We start from the raw sequence: 16897 nt of genomic DNA on the forward strand, positions 1-16897 counted from the left end.
GCGGCAGCCACGGCTTGCTACTGGAACTGACGGCGCAGCGCCTCGTAGGCCTCGCGGCGGTCGAGCAGATCGAGGTGGCCGATGCCGGTGCCGATCCATTGCCGATCGGCTGCGATCGGCAGGTCGCGATGGCCGCTGGGATCGCGGCCGAGCGCGCTTTCCACCGGCACCAGGCCGTCGCCGAACAGGCGGTCGCCGAAATCGCCGACGCGCGAGCCCGTGGTGCCCGCGAGCGCCGAGACGAGCGCGCCGGGCGGCAGGCCGATCGCGGTCGGCAGGCGCTCGGCGCGTTCGAAGCGGTCGAGCCCGCTCCAGTCCTCGTCGACGAGGCTGCCGTGGCGCAGGTCGGTGATGCCGGCGCTGCGCAGCTTGCCGAGCGCCGCGAGCGGGGCGCTGTACGGGCTCATGCCGATGAGCCCCTGCAGCCCGTTGCCGCCGCGTTCGAGCGGAGCACCGAGATGCGGCGTGCCGAGAAAGACCAGGTGCTTCAGCAGCGAGGGCCAGCAATGGCCGGCCAGCGCCGCGTAATGACAGGCGCTGCGCGCGAGCAGGCCGCCCATGCTGAAGCCGAGGATCGCGAGTTCGGTCACCGGCGTCTCGGCCGAGCCGACGAGGGCTTCGAGCTTCTCGGCGAGTTCGCGGCCGTTGGTCGAAACGTGGCGGCCGCTGTTGTAGCGCAGGTAGATCGGCGTATAGCCGAACTCGTCCGCGAGCGCGGCGCCGTGATCGTGGCCGTTACGCCGCCATTGGCCGTCGTGCATGCACAGGCCGTGGATCAGCAGCAGCACGCGCCCGCCTTCGCAGCGCGGCAGCTCGCGGCCGCCCCGGCGGAAGCTCAGGCGCGTCGCGAGCGGATTGGTGCTGGCTTCGAGATGGTCGCCGAGTACACCGTTGAGCACCGCGATCACCGCATCGCGGCCGGCCGGGCCGGCTTCTTCAGCGGCGGTGTCGATCAGTGGCTGCAGCTGGCGGATCGCCAGGTCGAGCCCGCTGCCGACCCAGCCGGTGACCCTGCGGACGTTGCGGTAGACCAGGCCGGTGATGCCGCGCGTGCGCCCGGGTGGCAGCGTGCCGAAGATCCACGGCACCTGCGAAATGTTGCGATGCATGTGCTCGACGATGTCGGTGATCGCGAGCGTGGCGCCGACCGCGAGCCGGGTCGCGCCGCGCAAATCGGAGGAGCGCATCGGCTGTCCGTCAGAAAGATGGGCGCTCAGTGTCGGCCCTGGACGCAGCGGCGGGCTTTGGCCCGCGCGCAATGCGCTACGTCGATGCGGCCGTTTTTCAGCTCTCCGGAACGTCGTTCGCCGAGGCCTCGGACCGGCCGTTGCGCGGCACCGGCACGAGCTCTTCGGGCTGGAAAATGCCCGCTTTGAGCGTGTGCTTGGAGCCTTTGGTGCTGTGGCGCCGGTAGCTCACCTTGATCCCGCGGCGGGTATGGCCGGACACCGTCACGAGGTATTCGTCGGTCCAGGAAAACAGCCAGTTCGAGCCGATCGGATGCGTCTTGGTGAGGTCGTCACTGGTCATTTCGGGACCGGATTAAGCAGAGGATTCAATGGGATCATCCCATGGATGCGCGCTGGGCCGAACGGCTGCGGTGCGGCTCGTCGGCGCAGTTGCGCGCAACAAAAAGGCCGCGACTTTCGCCGCGGCCTTTTGTTTGACGCTTCGCTGCTCTTAGAGCGGGCGAATCGCGCTGGCCTGCATGCCCTTCGGGCCACGCTTGGCGACGTATTCCACGCGCTGGCCTTCCTTGAGGCTCTTGAAGCCGTTGCCCTGGATTTCCTTGAAGTGGGCGAAGAGATCGTCGCCGCCTTCAGCCGGGGTGATGAAGCCGAAGCCCTTGGCGTCGTTGAACCACTTCACGGTTCCGGTCGAAACATTGCTCATTGATACATTCCTTAAAAATTTTGAAGCTAAAACAGGAAAAACCCGCCTGCACAGGTGCAGAAAACGATCAAGGAACGCATCGAGGGGAATATCGAGCTGCCTGCGAAGATGAGCCGGAAGGCTGAATCGGAGGGCAGCGGGGTCACCACGGAACACATACTTGAAACGACTGCGGCTTGCACCTTACGCCTATCGAGCGCGCCTGTCGAGCACCTGCGCTCCGGATCGGCGGCCGCCCCGGAGCGCAGCTGCCCGGGAATCAGCTCTCGAGCGTGGCGTCCATGGTGATCTTGGCGTTGAGCACCTTGGAGAGCGGACAGCCCGATTTGGCGGCTTCGGCCAGTTCGGTGAACTGCTCGGCGCTCGCGCCCGGAACCCTGGCCTTCACGATCAGATGGCTCGCGGTTATCGCGAATCCATCGCCGACCTTGTCGAGCGTGATTTCGGCATGCGTCTCGATCTTCTCGGGTGGTATGCCGGCATTGGTCAGCTGCAGCGACAAGGCCATGGAAAAACAGCCTGCGTGCGCTGCCCCGAGCAGTTCTTCGGGGTTGGTTCCGGGGCCGTCTTCGAAACGCGCCTTGAACCCGTAGGGCGCGTCTGTGAGCACGCCGGTTTCCGTCGAAATGACGCCGCCGCCATCCTTGATGCCGCCCTTCCAGATCGCCCATGCCTTCTTTTTCATCGCAACACTCCTTGTCGAGAGTCAGTGAAAACCGCGGCGCGGACTATGCGACCGCTGGCGTGAGCGCCGCTTGAATCGGCCACGTGAGTTGGGCCGAGAGACGGCTCCTCTCGATCGCCTCAGACGCCGGCAGCTTCGTTCGAGACCACCGGACGGCTTTCGCGCGTGGCGCGCATGAGCTTGCCGGGCTCGCCGGGATCTTCGATCTCGATGTGATCTTCATGAACGGACTTGATGATCGCCACGAAGGGAAAGCCGTTGAGCTTGGGGACTCGGTAGCTCACGGTGTCACCGATCTTGAACGTCGCCGGATCGAAGTTGAATTCGAAAGGGCAGGCCTCTCCGGGCTTGCCACCCATGTTCATCATGTGGATCTCCTCACTATCCGTGCCTGATGTCGAATGCTGCAGCGTGCTTGCAGCATTCCAGCCCGACTCCGGCGATGCAAGTTCGCCGCCCTCGAAGCTGAATCGGGCCTTTAGCGAAAGCTCAGCAAAAGTTCAGCGGCTCGAACTAACTTGCGGCCAAGGGCGCATGAAGCCGTCCGACATCAAAAGGTAGGGAAACGTCATGAACAATGTAATGGCCGGTTTGATCGGTGGCGCCGCCGCCGTTGCGGTGGGTGCTTCCGCCCTGGTGTTCGCCAATCGCTCTTCCGACGAAAGCGAGGCCGCGAAACCGCAGCAGGTCGCGACCAAGACCGTATGCAGTGAGGAACGCGTCGTCACGAAGAAAGAGTGGGGCGTCAATTCGGTGGTCGGCACGGTGCTCGGCGGCGCGGCCGGCGGTGCCCTGGGCCATCAGATCGGTGGCGGCAGCGGCAAGGACATCGCAACCGGCGTCGGCGTGGTGGGCGGCGCCTATGCGGGCAACAAGATCGCCAAGAACAAGTTCCCCGATCAGGAAGTGAGCTATCGCCAGCGCTGCCGCGAAGTGCCGGTCTCCTGATCCGCCACGCCGAAGTGCGGCAGCGATGGTGACTTGAAGCTCGGCGCTCGCGCGAGCAGGAAACGCCAGCGATCCTGCCAGCGCGCGAGCGCGGTGCCGTCGCTCTCGAATATCCAGTCGAAGAACGCCAGGGTGAGGTCCGCGGTTGCGGCCTTCACCCTGGCGTTGGTCGTTGGACCGCCGGTGTTGCGACGGTCCGTGAACATGCTGTGCGAGCCTCCCTCGAAGACGGCGAGCAGCTTTCGCGGAGCGGCGATGGCGTCGAACACGGCCAGCCGGTCCTCGAGCCCCGAGTAATAGCCCGGAATCCGGATCACGTCGTGGGTGGACGTGACGTGGATGGTCGGGACCGAAATCTTGGCGAGGATGGCCGCCAGATTCTGCTCGCCGTAAAACGGCGGGGCGGAGATCACGACAGCCGCCGAGAATCGCGGATCGAGACAGTGAAGCGCCTGGCCGTCGCGGATCACCTCGGCACCGATCGCGAGCAAGCTGGTGTTCGCGCCGTACGAGTGCCCGGCCGCGACGATGCGTCGGCGGTTCACCACCATGCCGAAGTCCGAAAATTCCCGCGAAAGCAGGCGGTCCAGCGCGAAGCTCACATCGGCCACGCGTGCGAGGGCCTCGGATTCCCGTGCGGCGGTCTGCAGGCGATCGACCACGCCGAAAGGGTTGCCTCTCCAAAGCGCCGCGTCGCTGCCGACATGCTGGACATGCAGGCTCGCGACGCCGTGGGCCGACCAGTTCTTTCCGAGGTAGCTGTATCCGTTACGCGACCCCCCGATGCCATGCGAGAACACCACCAGCGGCACGGGTGTGGTTGCCGCGACTGCGGGCCAGTACAGGCGCGCGGGCACCGCGCGCGAGCGGGCTGGGTCGGTCCAGTCGAAATCGATCACGCGATAAGGCGATGCTTCGGGCGCCTGCTCGCCCAGGGCCGCACGCGGCAGGGACAGCGCGGCCATCAGCAGCATCGTGTTCATGCGCCGCCGTGGCAGGTCCACGCAGGTCCCGAGAGCGTCATCGCTGCTGGCGACGACCGGTCTACGCTGGTGTTCGTTCATGAGACTCCGGGTGTCGGTTTGCCGCATCTCAAATTCGGGGAGCCGCTTGCCGCCAAGGCGTCGATCGCGGGCGTTCGCGCGCGGCCGAGCCACAGGGCCAGCGCCACCCACGCGAGCGCCAGCGGCAGCGCGATGCCGAACAGGCCGCCCATCGCCGGCCCCGGCCCGCCGAGCGCGCGCTCGGCCTGCGCGCCGACGACATCGCCGCTGCGATAGAGGAAGGTGTCGATGAAGGCCTTGGCCTTGTATTGGTCCTCGCGGGCGACGCCGGTGAACAGCGCTTCGCGCGCCGGCTGGGTGATGCCGCGCTGCACCGCGCGCGTGATCGCCTCGAGCAGGACCAGCACCGCGACGGAGCCGTGGATCGCCAGGCCGACGAAGCCGATCGCGGTCGCCACGGGCAGGATCGCCAGGGCGACGCCCAGGCCGAAGCGTTCGACGAGCCGACCGCGCAGGCTGAGTTGCAGCACCAGCACCGCGATGTGCGTCCACAGGTCGATGTGCCCGAGCATCGCGGCCCTTGCGTCGACGTCGTGGGCGATCGCGGCGACCATCTGCAGCCGGGCGAAGTACACGAAGGTCGCCATCGCCGCCATCAGCATCACGTAGCAGGCGATCGCGCCGAGATACGGCGAGCGGAACACCGAGCCAATGCCGGCCCAGGCGCTGCCGCCGATGCGCCCGGCCGCGCCTTCGTTCAACGCCGTGGCGACGCCCGCGCCGGCCGCGCGGTCGGGCGTGATTTGCAGCAGCAGCCAGGCCGCCAGCAGTCCCAGCAGCAGGAAGCCGCCGGCGACCAGCAGCAGGTTGGCGGTGCCCAGCGGTCCGGCCAGCCGCAAGGTGAGCCAGGGGCCGAAGATCGCGCCCGAGGTGCCGCCGATCGAGACCAGGGAAAACAGGCGCAGGCCCTGTTCGCGCGTGAAACGCTCGGTCAGCAGCGCCCAGAACACCAGGGTGACGAACAGGTTGAAGACGTTGAACCAGACGAAGAACGCCTGGCTGCCGGCTCGCCCGACAGCGCCCGGAGCGAAGCGCATGAGGCTCCAGAAGCCCACCAGGCTCAGCACGAAGAAACCGTAGGTCGCGCTGACCAATTGCTGCCGCGTCAGGCGGCCCACCAGCCAGCCGAACAGCGGGTTCACCGCCAGCGTCCCCAATGCGGTGACGACGATCAGCCCGCGCAGGCTGTCGAGGCTGTGCTCCATGCCCAGGGCATCGCGCGCGGGCCGTAGCAGCATCAGCGCGGTCAGCACGCAGAAGAAGAACAGCGTCGCGACCAGGACGGGTCCGATCTCGTCACGGCGAAGCCCGAGCACGCTCCAGCCGCTGCGCCGCGGATCGGACGCGGCCGTTTCGATTCGGTTCATGGCGGGGGCAGGCTTGCCGAGACGCCGGCGGCGGTGCGTCGGGCGGACCTAGAGCGAGGCTTGCACCAGCGCGCCGGCCATTCGTCGGCCCCAGGCACCCTCGGTGAAGGTCCAGGTCACCATCATCACGAACGCGCTCGCGGCCAGCAGCAGCGCGGCCGACCCGAGTTCGAGCAGGGCGCCGCGCTGCTTGCGGCGCGCCCGGATGAACTGTTCGGCGACGATGAGATTGGGGACGTAGAAGAAAAACGCCATGACCATGTCGAACCAGCCCGAAAAACCCCTGCCGGTCCCGAGGCCGCCGGATACCAGGAACCAGGTGCCGTACTCCATCCGATAGAGCCAGGAACCGACCACCAGCGCGAACAGGCGGATCGCCCAGGCGCGGTGTCGTTCGTAGCGCCCGGCCCGGGCGTGCACGAAGGCCATGGCGGCGCACAAGACCATCAAGGCGCCGTACAGGCCGAAGCCGGCATCCATCACCGTGCCGCCGACCGTGCCCTTGGCGAGGATGAAGGCGAGCCCGCCCAGGCCGGCCAGCCCGGCTGCGACGACGTAGACGCGGCCGAGCCCGCGATGGAGCGCCGGGACGCTGCGCCGCAAGCGACCGATCAGCTGGATCGGTCCGAGCAGCAGCAGCACGCTGCCGGCGACGAAATGCGCGCCGATCGCGACGGTGGCCGCCGGGACGCGGGCGTCGTAGAGGCCGGGCAGCGATTCGTTCCAGCGCTCGCCGTCGCCGCCCAGGGCGACGCCGCCGAAGAAAACGACGATGTAGGCCGCGAAGACGGCGCCGGCGATCCAGGTCGTCGCCACGAGCAGTCGCGCGCTCCAGTGCAGCGCCGCGCCGTGAAGCCAGAGTGGGAAAGTCGAGCCGGCCTGGGCCGTGTGGATCAGCGGGGTCATGGTGGATGCCGGATGAGCGTGTTCGTTGGTGTCGCCTGCGGCGTGCCGCGGGCACCGTGATCGATGAGCGCGAGCCTCAGAAGCGCCGGCTGAGCCCCAGCACCACGCGGCCCATGCCGTTGCGGTCGGGTTCGAGCAGCGGGCTGCCGCGGAGTTCGTCGGGCAGGCGCTGGTACTCGATCGACCCGAGCAGCTGCCAGTTCGACGCGCCGATCGCATGCGTCAGCGTCAGGCCGATCCTCGGCACGAACGCCGAGCCCGGCGAGTACGCGGGCACCCCGCGTGCGACTTCCGAGTCCAGGATTCCGAAGTAGTAGCCCGCGAGCCTGGAGGACAGGGCGCCGGCCCCGGCGCTGGCCGTGACCGCGGTTTGCGCCAAGCGCCACGTGTACCGGTAGTCGAGTCCCAGCTCGTAGCCATCGTGGACGCCGGAAACGTCGTGGACCGCCTCGATTGCGATCGAGCCCCAGGTCGAGCCGAAGCTCGCGCGAAAGCCGGCGTCGAGGGCATCGTCGCGATCGCGCAGCAGCTCGGGGTCCACGCCGTTGGCCAGCAGTTCGGAACGTCCGAGGTCATCGATGTCGAAGCCGCCGAGTCGCGGCGACAGCAGCGCATCGAGCTTGAACGGCGGCGCGTCATACAGATGCACGCCGGCCGAGATGCCGCGCAGGAACACGCGCTCGCCCTCGTAGCTGACCAGCGGAAAGGGCCGCAGCCGCGAGCCTTCGCCGGCATAGGGGCTGTCGATGAGCGCCGCGCCGACCCCGAGGGCCCAGTTGCGTGGCGGCGACGCGGGCTGCTGGCCGAACGCGGTGGCCGGAACGGCGAGAACAGCGAGCATTGCGAAGCTTCGTGCGGTGAGGTTCATTGTTGTGGCGCTTGCGGTGAGGGCGGAGAGGGAACTCGGGCGATTCGCGGTGGCGGCTCGGCGGCCGGGGCGATATGGCCCGGCGGCGGCTGTCGCGCCTGCTCGCGCCCGAGCCAGATGCCGAGCGCGGCCCAGAGCGCCGCCAGCGGGACGACCACGCTGGCCAGGCCACCCAAGGCCAGCCCGAGCCGCCCGAGCAGGCCCTCGGTCTGCGCGCCGACGAGGTCGCCGGTGCGGTAGATGAAGGTGTCGACGAAGGCCTTGGCCTTGTACTTGTCCTCCCGGCTGACCGCGGTGAACAGCGCTTCGCGCGCGGGCCGGGTGATGCCGCGCTGCACCGCGCGGTTGGTGGCTTCGAGCAGGATCAGCACGACGAACGATCCGTAGATCGCCAGCCCGATGAAGCCGAGCGCGCTGGCGACCGGCAGGATCGCCAGTGCCACGCCGAGGCCGAAGCGCCGGATGATCCTGCCGGTCAGGGTGAGCTGCAGCGCGAGCACCGCGACCTGCGTCCACATGTCGATGCTGCCGAGCAGCGCCGCGCGCGCATCGAGGCTGTCCGACACCGTCGCGACCATCTGCAGGCGGGTGAAGTAGATGAAGGTGCCGAGCATGCTCATGAGCAGGACGTAGCCGGCGATGCCCGCCAGGTAGGGCGAGCGGAACACCGCCCGCAGTCCTGCCCAGGCGCTGCCGCCGATGCGCTCGTTCTCGCTGGCGGGTGCGGAGCCGGCGCCGCGTGGGACCGGCGCCGCGCGGTCCGGAGCGACGCGCACGAGCAGCCGTGCCGCGGCCAGCGCCAGCAGCAGGAAGCCGCCCGCCACCAGCAGCAGGCTCGGCGTGCCGAGCGGCCGGGCGAGTTGCGAGGTGAGCCAGGGGCCGAAGATGGCGCCGAGCGTGCCGCCCACCGAGATCAGGGCAAACAGGCGCTTGCCCTGTTCGGTGGTGAAGCGGTCGGCCAGCAGCGCCCAGAACACCATCGTGGCGAACAGGTTGAACACGCTGAACCAGACGTAGAACAGCTGGCCGCTGCGCTGTCCGACCGAGCCCGGCGCGAATACCAATAGCGCCCAGAAACCGACCAGGCTCAGGACGAAGAATCCGTAGGTCACCGCGATGAACTGCAGCCGTCGCAGCCGGCTCACGAGCCAGCCGAACAGCGGGTTCACCGCGAGCGTCAGCAAACCGGTGCCGACGAACAGCCAGCGGATGCTCTCGATGCCGCGCTGCATGCCCAGGGCGTCGCGAGCGGGCCGCAGCAGCATCAGCGCGGTGAGCACGCAGAAGAAAAACAGCGAGGCGATCAGTACCGGCCTGATTTCCTCGCGCCGGAGGTTCAGCAGGCTCAGTGGCAGGCGCGGTCGCGGTCGTGCGGGTTTCGGAGTTCGGCTCATGGGGGACAGGTCGGATCAGGGCGCCCTTGGCGATCGCGGGGCGCAGCGGTCTGCACCGCCGCGGTGTCGCGGCGGCGGCGGAGTCGGGCGATCAGTTGGCGGTCGACGGATAGCGCGTGCGGCTGAGCGCTTCGCTGAGCGTCCACAGACGGGCCTGGGCCTGGGCATCGCTGGCGGCCTCGGGCACCTTGGCCAGGCCCAGGTCGCCCCGCGTTTCCATCAGGCCGGTGGGGCCGTAGTAGGCGCCGCCGCGGGCGTCCGCCGCGGTGGCGGCGAACAGTGTCGGCAAGGCGCCGTTGGCCGACGGCTGGTACAGGAACGGCAGGTGGCGGCGCGTGAATCCCGCGAGACCGCCGTGATTGACCAGCAGGTCGGTGCGCGAAACACCGGGATGCGAGGCGATGCTCTGGATGCCCCAGCCGGCCGCGTCGCTCTGGCGCTGCAATTCGAGGGCGAACATCAGGCAGGCCAGCTTGGATTGCGCATAGGCCGCGAACGGGTCATAGGCCTGCGTGTACTGCAGGTCATCGAACTGGATGCCGCCGCGGCTCGCGGCGATGCTCGACAGCGTGACCACGCGCGGGGCGGCCGCTTTCTGCAGCAGCGGCAGCAGCTCGGCGGTCAGCGCGAAGTGGCCCAGGTAATTGACGGCGAACTGCATCTCGAAGCCGTCCGCCGAGGTGATGCGCTTGGGCGGTTCCATGATGCCGGCGTTGTTGATGAGGCCGTCGAGGCGGGGCAGCGTCGCGTTCAGGCGTTCGCTGAGCGCGCGCACCGAGGCGAGGTCGGCCAGGTCGAAGGCTTCGAACTGCACCTGCGCATTGGGGGTCTCCTTCCTGATGTTGGCGATCGCCTCCTGTCCGCGCTCGGGATTGCGGGCCGCGATCACCACCTGCGCGCCGGCGGCCGCCAGCGCCTTGGCGCTTTCGTAGCCGATGCCGCTGGTTCCGCCGGTGACCACGAACACGCGCCCCTGTTGCGAGGGCATGTCGGCCAGGCTCCAGTCCGGCTTGGGCTGGCCGTTGGCGACCGTACCGCTGGTGGAGCACGCCGAGATCGCCAGCAGCCCGACCGAAGCCAGGGCGGTTCGCCACCGCCGGAGCGCCGGGCGGGCCATGGAATCGGGTGTCGCGGTTTCGGCGGCACGGGTCGCGGACCCGGATCGGGAGAAGGGGTTGGAAGCTGTCGAGAGGGTCATGTGTTTAACCTTGCGGTGGAGGGACGCCGGCTGGTGCGCACATCGGCGCGGGGAGCCGTCGGGTTCGCAGTCTGTGCAGCCGCGATTAAATTGCCTTTAAGCCGAAGGTGGCCGTAACCAATTGATCGGAGATGAAAAATCGGCTTAATGCGATCCTAATTCCGATATCGGAAAATCACCGATTGCTCCCCTTGCCGGCGTCGCCATGGACACCATCCTTCTCGTCGAAGACGACCCCATGCTGGGCCAGGCGCTGACCGCGGCGCTGGGCCAGGAAGGCTGGCGCGTCGTCCATTGCCAGGACGCCGCCTGCGCGCGAACGGCCCTGATCGATCACGCCTTCGTCGCGGTGCTGCTCGACCTGGGCTTGCCGCGCGGCTCCGGCCTCGAGGTGCTGGCGACGATGCGCGGCCGCTACGATCCGACGCCCGTGTTGATCATCACCGCGCGCGACCAGCTCAGCGACCGCGTGCGCGGGCTCGACGCCGGCGCCGACGACTACATCGTCAAGCCGTTCCAGCGCGACGAGATGCTGGCCCGGCTGCGCGCGGTGCTGCGTCGCAGCCGCGGAGCCGTGACGCCGGTGCTGCGCTGGCGCGACGTCGAGCTCGACCCCGCGGCGCAGCTGGTGACCCGCGGCGGCAAGCGGGTCGGTCTCAGCGCGAACGAATTCCGCATCCTGCTGACGCTGTTCGAGTCGAGAGGCCGGGTGCTCAGCCGCGATCAGCTGCAGGATCGCCTCTACGGCAGCGATTCGGAGATCGGCAGCAACACCGTGGCGGTCTACGTGCACCAGCTGCGCCGCAAGCTCGGCGACGGCGTCGTGGTGACCGAGCTGGGCTTCGGCTATCGCGCCGGAGACGAGGCCTGATGCGCGCGCTGCGGACGCGCTTGCTGGTCACGCTCGCGGCCGTGATCTTCGTCGCCTGGGGCAGCTGGTTCGGGCTCCAGTACCTCGAAATGTGGGCGCAGCAGTGCGGAGAAGCCGACAACATGCTGCGCGATGTCGGCGAACGGATCCTGCAATCGCTGCCCGAGGACATCGCCACCGCGGGTCGCCAGCAGCGGCTCGTGCTCGGTGGCGATGCGGCGCCGACGCGCGGCAAGTTCTCGGCGCTCGGCTTCCAGGTCTGGGAGCACGGCAGCGGGCGGCGGCTGATGTCCTCGCGCCCGGCGCCCGAATCCGCGATCGTCCCGAACTTCGCGGACGGCTACTCGGACGCGATCGTCGCGGGCGAGCCCTGGCGGGTGTTCGCGGTCAGCGATGCGCAGGCGCGGGTGCAGGTGCAGGTGGGCCTGCCGCAGTCCGCGCTGTATGCGGAGTTGCGGCGCTGGTTCGGGGCCAGCGTCGGCACGGCGCTGCTGCTGTTGCTCGGCATCGGCATCGCGATCTGGCTGGTGATCCATTGGTCACTGCGGCCGGTGCTGCAGGTCAGCGAATCGCTCGCCAGGCGCGCGCCGATGGACCTGACGCCGCTGCCCGAGCGCGGCCTGCCGGAAGAATTCACGCCTCTGGTGCGCTCGTTCAATCACTCGATGTCGCGGCTCGCGCAGGCGCTGCAGCACGAGCGCGATTTTCTCGGCGAAGCCGCGCACGAGTTGCGCACGCCGCTGGCCGCGCTGCTGGCCCAGGCGCAGGTACTGCAGCACGCGGGCGACCGCGACGAGGCGCGCCAGGCGCTCGACCACCTCGTCGCCGGCATCGAGCGAACCTCGCGGCTCGCGCAGCAGCTGCTCGACGCCGCGCGGGTGGAAGCCGGCGGCAGCTCCGCGCGCGCGGCGGACGTCGACCTGGCCCTGGTCGCCGGCATGGTCGCCGACGAATTCGAACTGCTCGCGCTGCGCAACGACCAGTCGATCGAAGTCGAAGCCGGCCACGCGCCGGTGCACGGCGATATCGACGACCTCGGCATCCTGGTGCGCAACCTGCTCGACAACGCGCTGCGCCACGGCGGCCCCGGCACGCGCGTGCGTGTGGAGACGCGCGTCGAGGTCGAGGAGGACGCGCGAATGGCGACGCTGATCGTCGCCGACGATGGTCCGGGCATCGCCCATGGCGATCGCGAGCGCGTGTTCGAGCGCTTCTACCGCGCCGGCGACGGCCTTCGCGCACAGGGCATCGGCATGGGCCTGTCGCTGGTCGAGCGCGTGGTCGCCGCGCATGGCGGCCGCCTGTACAGCGGCGTCGGGCTCGACGGCCGTGGCTTCGGCGTCGAGATCCGCTTGCCCATGAGCGCCGCGGGCCGAACCCAGGCCGATCGACTCGGCGCCGCCCAGGCTGCGATGATCGATGGATGATAACGCTCACGCCCACCGTCGAATTACCTGATGACAGCATCGAGCTGTCTGCCATGCGCGCGCAGGGCGCGGGCGGCCAGCACGTCAACAAGACCTCGTCGGCCGTGCAGCTGCGCTTCGACATCCGCGCCTCGGTGCTGCCCGAGGACTGGAAGCAGCGCCTGCTCGCCAAGCGCGATCACCGCATTACCGAAGACGGGCTCGTCGTCATCAAGTCGCAGCAGTTCCGCAGCCAGGAAATGAATCGCGAGGCCGCCATCGAGCGCCTGCGCGTGCTGCTGCTATCGGTGTCGGTTGCGCCGAAAGCACGCAAGGCCACCAGGCCGACTGCGGCATCCAAGCGCAAGCGGCTCGAGAGCAAGCAGCGCCAGGGACGCATCAAGGCGCTGCGGTCTTCGAAGGGTGACGATTAGGCGATCAGGGCTGTAGCCGGGCGAGCGGAGTGGGGAGCTGTTCGCTGGTGAGGTAAAGCGCATCGCGGCTGCCGCGATCGAAGCTGCCGGCCTCGATCTGCGGATAGTCCGGCAGATCGAAGCGGCTCGGTTCGTGTGCCAACGCCTGTGCCCAGCTTTCGCCATCGGCGCGATCGTAGAAATAGCCGTCGAGCAAGGTGCCGACGTAGACGCGGCGAAGGCTGTTGTCGAAATCCATCGCCGTCGGCCAGTTGTAGGCGTCGACATCGCCTGTGTAGTCGGCGGGCGCTCGCGGAATCGTGATCGGACCGAGCGCTTCCATGATGCGCGGCAGCGCGAGCGGACCGCTGCTGTCGAGGCCGAAGCGATACAGCTGCGGAACCGCATCGCGCTTGGACAGCACGTAGGCCATGTTCTGCTGGCCATCGACCGCGAGCGATTCGGCGTCGCGCGGCCCGTCCGGATAAATCAGGGTGTACACCGCGCTGGGCCTCACGCTGATCGTCTGCAGCGTGTCCGTCGGCGTGATCGCCGGTTCTTCGATGCGGTAATACGTCGTCACCGGTCGGATGGCGCCGTTGTCGCCCATGTCGCCGATCAGCAGGTACGGCGTGCCCTTGCTCGTGTAGCTGCTCAGGTCTTCCCAATCGACCGCGAGCGCTCCGCTGATCCGTAGCGTGACCCGATGGTGGCCCTGCAGATCGATGCCGTAGAGCTCGGCAGCGCCACCGCTGTCGTTGTGCGTCCACAGCAGTTCGCTGCTGCGCTGCGAACGTGCGAGTCCGCTCGACTCGTTGATGAGTCCGTCATCGAGGGCGACTTCGGCGGTGGGCTGGCCGGATTCCTTCGAATCGTCCGAGCGGCCGTTCGAGCAGGCAGCCAGTATCGGCACGAGCAGCAGGCTTGCGATGCGACGCAGCGATGAAAAACCGGGAGCGTGTCTGGACGGGCGAGGCATGGCGATCTGCGCGGCGCGGCGCCAGCCGCGGTGGCGCACCATACGGCCCACCGATGACGGCGCGATGGCAAGCCGCAACCATGACGATGCCGCTCCCGTTGGGGAAGGCGCTCCCTCTCCCGCTCGCGGGAGAGGGGATGCAGCACGACGACGGCCCGATCAGGCGGCCTGTCGTTGCCGTTGCGCGCGCCGCAATTCGAGGATCGTCGGCAGCAGGAACGCGGCGTCCTGCCCGACGTCGGCGAAGCGCCCCGAACCCCAGGTGTTCTGCCAGGCCAGGCCCATGAAGTAGACGCCCGGCATCGGCGTGATGCCGCGCCTGTGCACGGGGTGGCCACGTCCATCGAACACCGGCAGCTGCGCATAGCCGTAGTCGGCCGTGAAACCGATCGCCCAGACGATGCTCGCAATGTTCTGCGCGGCGAGGTCGAGTTCGGTCGGATCGACGTCCGGTTTCCACGGCGCGGCGTAAGGCGCTTCGACCGGCGCCGCAATGCCTTGCCGGGCGATGTACTCGTCGACGAGCGTGCGGATGTTGTTGTAGCTGCGATCGGCCTCGTCGAGGTTGCGCGTGAGATCCGGCGCGAAGCGCAGCACGCCGCCGTCGACGTCCTTGAACGAGCCGTAGAGTTTCATGCCTTCGAGCGCGCGCTGGCGCAGGTCGATCTCGCGTCCGCCGTCGCGGCCGGTCAGATAGTGGTTGGTCTTTTCGCGCACCGTCGCTTTCTGCGGATGGCTCTCGTACGGAATGTCGTAGTAGCCGGAGTCGGTGAGCCAGTCGGTGACTTCGCGTCCGCGATACACGCGCGGCGAGCGTGGCGCGCGGCCGATGCACAGGTGCACTTCGCGTCCGGCCAGGTGCAGGTCTTCGGCGATCTGGCAGCCCGACTGCCCGCTGCCGACCACCAGCGTCGCGCCGGCCGGAAGCTGCCGCGGGTTGCGATAGTTCGACGAATGCAGCTGCGTGATGGACGCGGACAAGCGTTCGGCCGAGCGTGGAATCACCGGCTTCTGGTAGACGCCGCTCGCGATCACGACCTGATCGGCGGTGAAGTCTCCTGCGCTCGTCCTGATGCCGAAGCCGCCGCCGGGCAGCGGCTCGACGCGCGAGACTTCGCAGCCTTCGATCACGGGCGGATCGAAGCTCGCGAGATAAGCGTCGAGATACTCGACGATCTGCTCGCGCAGCATGAAGCCGTGCGGATCGCGGCCGCCGTACTCCTTCGCGTAGTGAAAGCCCGGCAGGCGGCACTGCCAGTTCGGGGTGACGAGGCAGAAGCTGTCCCAGCGCGAATCGCGCCACTCCGAAAAGCAGCGCTTGCGCTCGAAAACCAGATGCGAAACGCCGGCCTGCTTGAGATGCCAGCTCATCGAAAGCCCGGCTTGTCCGCCGCCGACGATGGCGACTTCGACGTGTTGCGGAGCCGGTGGGATTTGCTGCTGCGTCATGGTGCGGTCTCGTGCTTGCGTGAGGCCTGGAGAGGCCTGGACTGGAAACTATTCGAACGATTCGACGACGACGTTTCCGCCACTGGCGGAGAAGCTCGCGGCGCGTGCTTCGATCTCGCGGATCTGCGCATGCGCGTGGCCGCAGCCATAGCCGTATTTCTGCGCCACACGTTCGCTCGCGTATTCGAGCGCGGCCTTGCTGGTCTGCACGAATTCGGCGACCGGATACGGGTGCTTGAGCTTCAGGTTGTCGCGAATCGAGCTCGAGGGCGAATAGCAGAGCGTGGTCGACTGGTCGGGCCAGCGCACGCGGAAATGCATTTCAGGCATGGGCTTTCTCGTGGGTGTTGGAAACGGATGGGCCGCAGCCGATCAGCGCCTGCTGCGAAAAATCCCAGGCGATCGCGCGGTCGCTGCCGCTGCGCAGTTCGAGCTTGCGGCTGTCGTTGCATTGGCCGATGACGGCGCAGGCGAGATCGCGCGCATGAAAGCGCGCGATGACCTGCTCGGCGTGCCGAGGCTTCACCGCGAGCACGAAGCCGAAACTCGGAAACGCCGAGAGCAGCCAGCGCTGGGCGTCGGCCGCGAGCGGCTTCGGAATCGCATCGACATCGAGGCTCGCGCCGATGGCCGAGCATTCGAGCAGCATCATCGTGGTGCCGATCCAGCCCGCCTGGCTGATGTCCTTGGCGGCGACGCAGAGCCCCGCTTCGGCGAGCGTCGGCAGCAGTTCGAGATCGCCGCGCAGGCGCTCGGGTGGCGCGTCGGTCGCGCAGTTCCAGTGCGGGAACGGCTCGCGATAGGCCCCGCGCAGGTCGACGGCCGCGATCAGCAGATCGCCGGCTTCGGCGTCGAAGCTCGTCAGCAGGGCATTGGCGTGGCCGAGCACGGAGACCGCGAGGTGGCCGCTGTCCGCGCGCGAGTTGCTGTGTCCGCCGACGATCGGCACGCCGTAGGTGCGCGAGGCGTCGGCCATGCCTTTGAGCAGCGCTTGCATGGCCTCGTCGCCACGGCTCCAGAGCGCGTCGACGACGGCGCTGGGCCGGCCGCCCATGGAATAAATGTCCGACAGGTTGACCATGATCCCGCACCAGCCGGCGAACCACGGATCGCGCTCGACGAAGCCCGGCAGAAAGCCTTCGATGGCGAACAGCGTGTAGCCGCCGCCGGGGTGGGGGATGGCGGCGCAGTCGTCGCCGACCTTGATGTCGCTGTGAGCGCCGAGGCTCAAGGTTTTGACGACGGCTTCGATGTCGCGTTTGTGGGTGAGGCCTTTGCTGTCGTGCAGGGCGTCGAGGAGTTCGTAGAGGTTCATGGTGTTGGCTCTGGTTGGGCGTTGCGCTGCCCTGAGAGCGTTTGGCCTTCCCGGCCGGGGGTTACTTTCTTTGCTCGTGCAAAGAAAGTAACCAAAGAAAGCACGCCCCCGAGTCCGCGCCCGTTCGTCGCTAGCGACGAA

At 68.1% G+C, this 16897-nt stretch carries 19 protein-coding genes; 4 read left to right on the forward strand and 15 right to left on the reverse strand.

Going from position 1 to position 16897, the window contains the following annotated elements; all coding sequences use genetic code 11:
• Positions 1–17 precede the first annotated feature (17 nt).
• From WQQ_RS11335 to WQQ_RS11355, 5 genes are all read right to left on the reverse strand, one after another.
• Complete coding sequence (locus WQQ_RS11335; RefSeq protein ID WP_007185311.1) at positions 18–1187, reverse strand: esterase/lipase family protein; 1170 nt, start codon at positions 1185–1187, stop codon at positions 18–20.
• Positions 1188–1284: 97 nt separating this feature from the next.
• Complete coding sequence (locus WQQ_RS11340; protein WP_007185312.1) at positions 1285–1530, reverse strand: hypothetical protein; 246 nt, start codon at positions 1528–1530, stop codon at positions 1285–1287.
• A gap of 150 nt (positions 1531–1680) precedes the next feature.
• Complete coding sequence (locus WQQ_RS11345; protein ID WP_007185313.1) at positions 1681–1893, reverse strand: cold-shock protein; 213 nt, start codon at positions 1891–1893, stop codon at positions 1681–1683.
• Positions 1894–2152: 259 nt separating this feature from the next.
• Positions 2153–2578: an OsmC family protein gene (locus WQQ_RS11350; RefSeq protein ID WP_007185314.1), complete on the reverse strand. Its 426-nt coding sequence runs from the start codon at positions 2576–2578 to the stop codon at positions 2153–2155.
• Positions 2579–2697: 119 nt separating this feature from the next.
• Positions 2698–2946, reverse strand: a complete 249-nt coding sequence (locus tag WQQ_RS11355) for a hypothetical protein (protein ID WP_007185315.1) — start codon at positions 2944–2946, stop codon at positions 2698–2700.
• A gap of 202 nt (positions 2947–3148) precedes the next feature.
• Here WQQ_RS11355 and WQQ_RS11360 point away from each other — a divergent pair, with 202 nt between their 5' ends.
• The gene (locus tag WQQ_RS11360; protein ID WP_083844496.1) at positions 3149–3526 is read left to right on the forward strand and encodes a glycine zipper 2TM domain-containing protein; all 378 of its coding nucleotides are present in this window, start codon (positions 3149–3151) and stop codon (positions 3524–3526) included.
• Here WQQ_RS11360 and WQQ_RS11365 read toward each other — a convergent pair.
• From WQQ_RS11365 to WQQ_RS11390, 6 genes are all read right to left on the reverse strand, one after another.
• Complete coding sequence (locus tag WQQ_RS11365; protein ID WP_007185318.1) at positions 3490–4509, reverse strand: alpha/beta hydrolase family protein; 1020 nt, start codon at positions 4507–4509, stop codon at positions 3490–3492. The genes WQQ_RS11360 and WQQ_RS11365 overlap by 37 nt on opposite strands.
• Before the next feature lie 77 nt (positions 4510–4586).
• Entirely contained in the window at positions 4587–5957 is a 1371-nt protein-coding gene (locus WQQ_RS11370; RefSeq protein WP_007185319.1) for an NTP/NDP exchange transporter, read from the reverse strand.
• Between the two features lie 48 nt (positions 5958–6005).
• Positions 6006–6863, reverse strand: coding sequence for a DUF2306 domain-containing protein (locus WQQ_RS11375; protein ID WP_007185320.1), 858 nt, complete (start codon positions 6861–6863; stop codon positions 6006–6008).
• A gap of 76 nt (positions 6864–6939) precedes the next feature.
• On the reverse strand, positions 6940–7704 hold the full coding sequence (locus WQQ_RS11380; protein WP_007185321.1) for a MipA/OmpV family protein: 765 nt from the start codon (positions 7702–7704) through the stop codon (positions 6940–6942).
• A 23-nt stretch (positions 7705–7727) separates the two neighbouring features.
• Positions 7728–9125: an NTP/NDP exchange transporter gene (locus tag WQQ_RS11385; protein ID WP_007185322.1), complete on the reverse strand. Its 1398-nt coding sequence runs from the start codon at positions 9123–9125 to the stop codon at positions 7728–7730.
• A 91-nt stretch (positions 9126–9216) separates the two neighbouring features.
• The gene (locus tag WQQ_RS11390) at positions 9217–10242 is read right to left on the reverse strand and encodes an oxidoreductase (protein WP_007185323.1); all 1026 of its coding nucleotides are present in this window, start codon (positions 10240–10242) and stop codon (positions 9217–9219) included.
• Positions 10243–10528: 286 nt separating this feature from the next.
• On the opposite strand from WQQ_RS11390, the gene WQQ_RS11395 reads away from it, so the two are divergent.
• The 3 genes from WQQ_RS11395 to arfB are packed head-to-tail and all read left to right on the forward strand — an operon-like array spanning position 10529 to position 13034.
• On the forward strand, positions 10529–11194 hold the full coding sequence (locus tag WQQ_RS11395) for a response regulator transcription factor (protein ID WP_007185325.1): 666 nt from the start codon (positions 10529–10531) through the stop codon (positions 11192–11194).
• The gene (locus WQQ_RS11400; RefSeq protein WP_007185326.1) at positions 11194–12621 is read left to right on the forward strand and encodes a sensor histidine kinase; all 1428 of its coding nucleotides are present in this window, start codon (positions 11194–11196) and stop codon (positions 12619–12621) included. Before WQQ_RS11395 ends, WQQ_RS11400 begins: the two co-directional genes overlap by 1 nt.
• Complete coding sequence (arfB, locus tag WQQ_RS11405) at positions 12618–13034, forward strand: alternative ribosome rescue aminoacyl-tRNA hydrolase ArfB (protein WP_007185327.1); 417 nt, start codon at positions 12618–12620, stop codon at positions 13032–13034. The genes WQQ_RS11400 and arfB overlap by 4 nt, the downstream gene beginning before the upstream one ends.
• 4 nt (positions 13035–13038) lie before the next feature.
• Here the strand turns inward: arfB and WQQ_RS11410 are convergent, their stop codons facing one another.
• From WQQ_RS11410 to WQQ_RS11425, 4 genes are all read right to left on the reverse strand, one after another.
• A complete protein-coding gene (locus WQQ_RS11410) occupies positions 13039–14034 on the reverse strand; it encodes a hypothetical protein (RefSeq protein ID WP_007185328.1) in 996 nt (331 codons plus the stop codon).
• A gap of 117 nt (positions 14035–14151) precedes the next feature.
• Positions 14152–15441 carry an MSMEG_0569 family flavin-dependent oxidoreductase gene (locus tag WQQ_RS11415; RefSeq protein WP_007185329.1) on the reverse strand — a complete coding sequence of 430 codons (1290 nt, stop codon included), beginning with the start codon at positions 15439–15441 and terminating at the stop codon, positions 14152–14154.
• Between the two features lie 48 nt (positions 15442–15489).
• Complete coding sequence (locus tag WQQ_RS11420; protein ID WP_007185330.1) at positions 15490–15771, reverse strand: MSMEG_0570 family nitrogen starvation response protein; 282 nt, start codon at positions 15769–15771, stop codon at positions 15490–15492.
• Positions 15764–16756, reverse strand: coding sequence for a sll0787 family AIR synthase-like protein (locus tag WQQ_RS11425; protein ID WP_007185331.1), 993 nt, complete (start codon positions 16754–16756; stop codon positions 15764–15766). The genes WQQ_RS11420 and WQQ_RS11425 overlap by 8 nt, the downstream gene beginning before the upstream one ends.
• Between the last annotated feature and the right edge of the window lie 141 nt (positions 16757–16897).

The sequence above is a fragment of the Hydrocarboniphaga effusa AP103 genome, assembly GCF_000271305.1.
Lineage (GTDB): Bacteria > Pseudomonadota > Gammaproteobacteria > Nevskiales > Nevskiaceae > Hydrocarboniphaga > Hydrocarboniphaga effusa.

Coding starts and splice junctions, on each gene's coding strand:
- WQQ_RS11335 (WP_007185311.1), bottom strand. CDS start 1,187: ATGCGCTCCTCCGATTTGCGCGGCGCGACCCGGCTCGCGGTCGGCGCC.
- WQQ_RS11365 (WP_007185318.1), bottom strand. CDS start 4,509: ATGAACACGATGCTGCTGATGGCCGCGCTGTCCCTGCCGCGTGCGGCC.
- WQQ_RS11370 (WP_007185319.1), bottom strand. CDS start 5,957: ATGAACCGAATCGAAACGGCCGCGTCCGATCCGCGGCGCAGCGGCTGG.
- WQQ_RS11350 (WP_007185314.1), bottom strand. CDS start 2,578: ATGAAAAAGAAGGCATGGGCGATCTGGAAGGGCGGCATCAAGGATGGC.
- WQQ_RS11360 (WP_083844496.1), top strand. CDS start 3,149: ATGAACAATGTAATGGCCGGTTTGATCGGTGGCGCCGCCGCCGTTGCG.
- WQQ_RS11355 (WP_007185315.1), bottom strand. CDS start 2,946: ATGATGAACATGGGTGGCAAGCCCGGAGAGGCCTGCCCTTTCGAATTC.
- WQQ_RS11340 (WP_007185312.1), bottom strand. CDS start 1,530: ATGACCAGTGACGACCTCACCAAGACGCATCCGATCGGCTCGAACTGG.
- WQQ_RS11395 (WP_007185325.1), top strand. CDS start 10,529: ATGGACACCATCCTTCTCGTCGAAGACGACCCCATGCTGGGCCAGGCG.
- WQQ_RS11345 (WP_007185313.1), bottom strand. CDS start 1,893: ATGAGCAATGTTTCGACCGGAACCGTGAAGTGGTTCAACGACGCCAAG.
- arfB (WP_007185327.1), top strand. CDS start 12,618: ATGATAACGCTCACGCCCACCGTCGAATTACCTGATGACAGCATCGAG.
- WQQ_RS11415 (WP_007185329.1), bottom strand. CDS start 15,441: ATGACGCAGCAGCAAATCCCACCGGCTCCGCAACACGTCGAAGTCGCC.
- WQQ_RS11425 (WP_007185331.1), bottom strand. CDS start 16,756: ATGAACCTCTACGAACTCCTCGACGCCCTGCACGACAGCAAAGGCCTC.
- WQQ_RS11410 (WP_007185328.1), bottom strand. CDS start 14,034: ATGGTGCGCCACCGCGGCTGGCGCCGCGCCGCGCAGATCGCCATGCCT.
- WQQ_RS11385 (WP_007185322.1), bottom strand. CDS start 9,125: ATGAGCCGAACTCCGAAACCCGCACGACCGCGACCGCGCCTGCCACTG.
- WQQ_RS11420 (WP_007185330.1), bottom strand. CDS start 15,771: ATGCCTGAAATGCATTTCCGCGTGCGCTGGCCCGACCAGTCGACCACG.
- WQQ_RS11400 (WP_007185326.1), top strand. CDS start 11,194: ATGCGCGCGCTGCGGACGCGCTTGCTGGTCACGCTCGCGGCCGTGATC.
- WQQ_RS11380 (WP_007185321.1), bottom strand. CDS start 7,704: ATGCTCGCTGTTCTCGCCGTTCCGGCCACCGCGTTCGGCCAGCAGCCC.
- WQQ_RS11390 (WP_007185323.1), bottom strand. CDS start 10,242: ATGGCCCGCCCGGCGCTCCGGCGGTGGCGAACCGCCCTGGCTTCGGTC.
- WQQ_RS11375 (WP_007185320.1), bottom strand. CDS start 6,863: ATGACCCCGCTGATCCACACGGCCCAGGCCGGCTCGACTTTCCCACTC.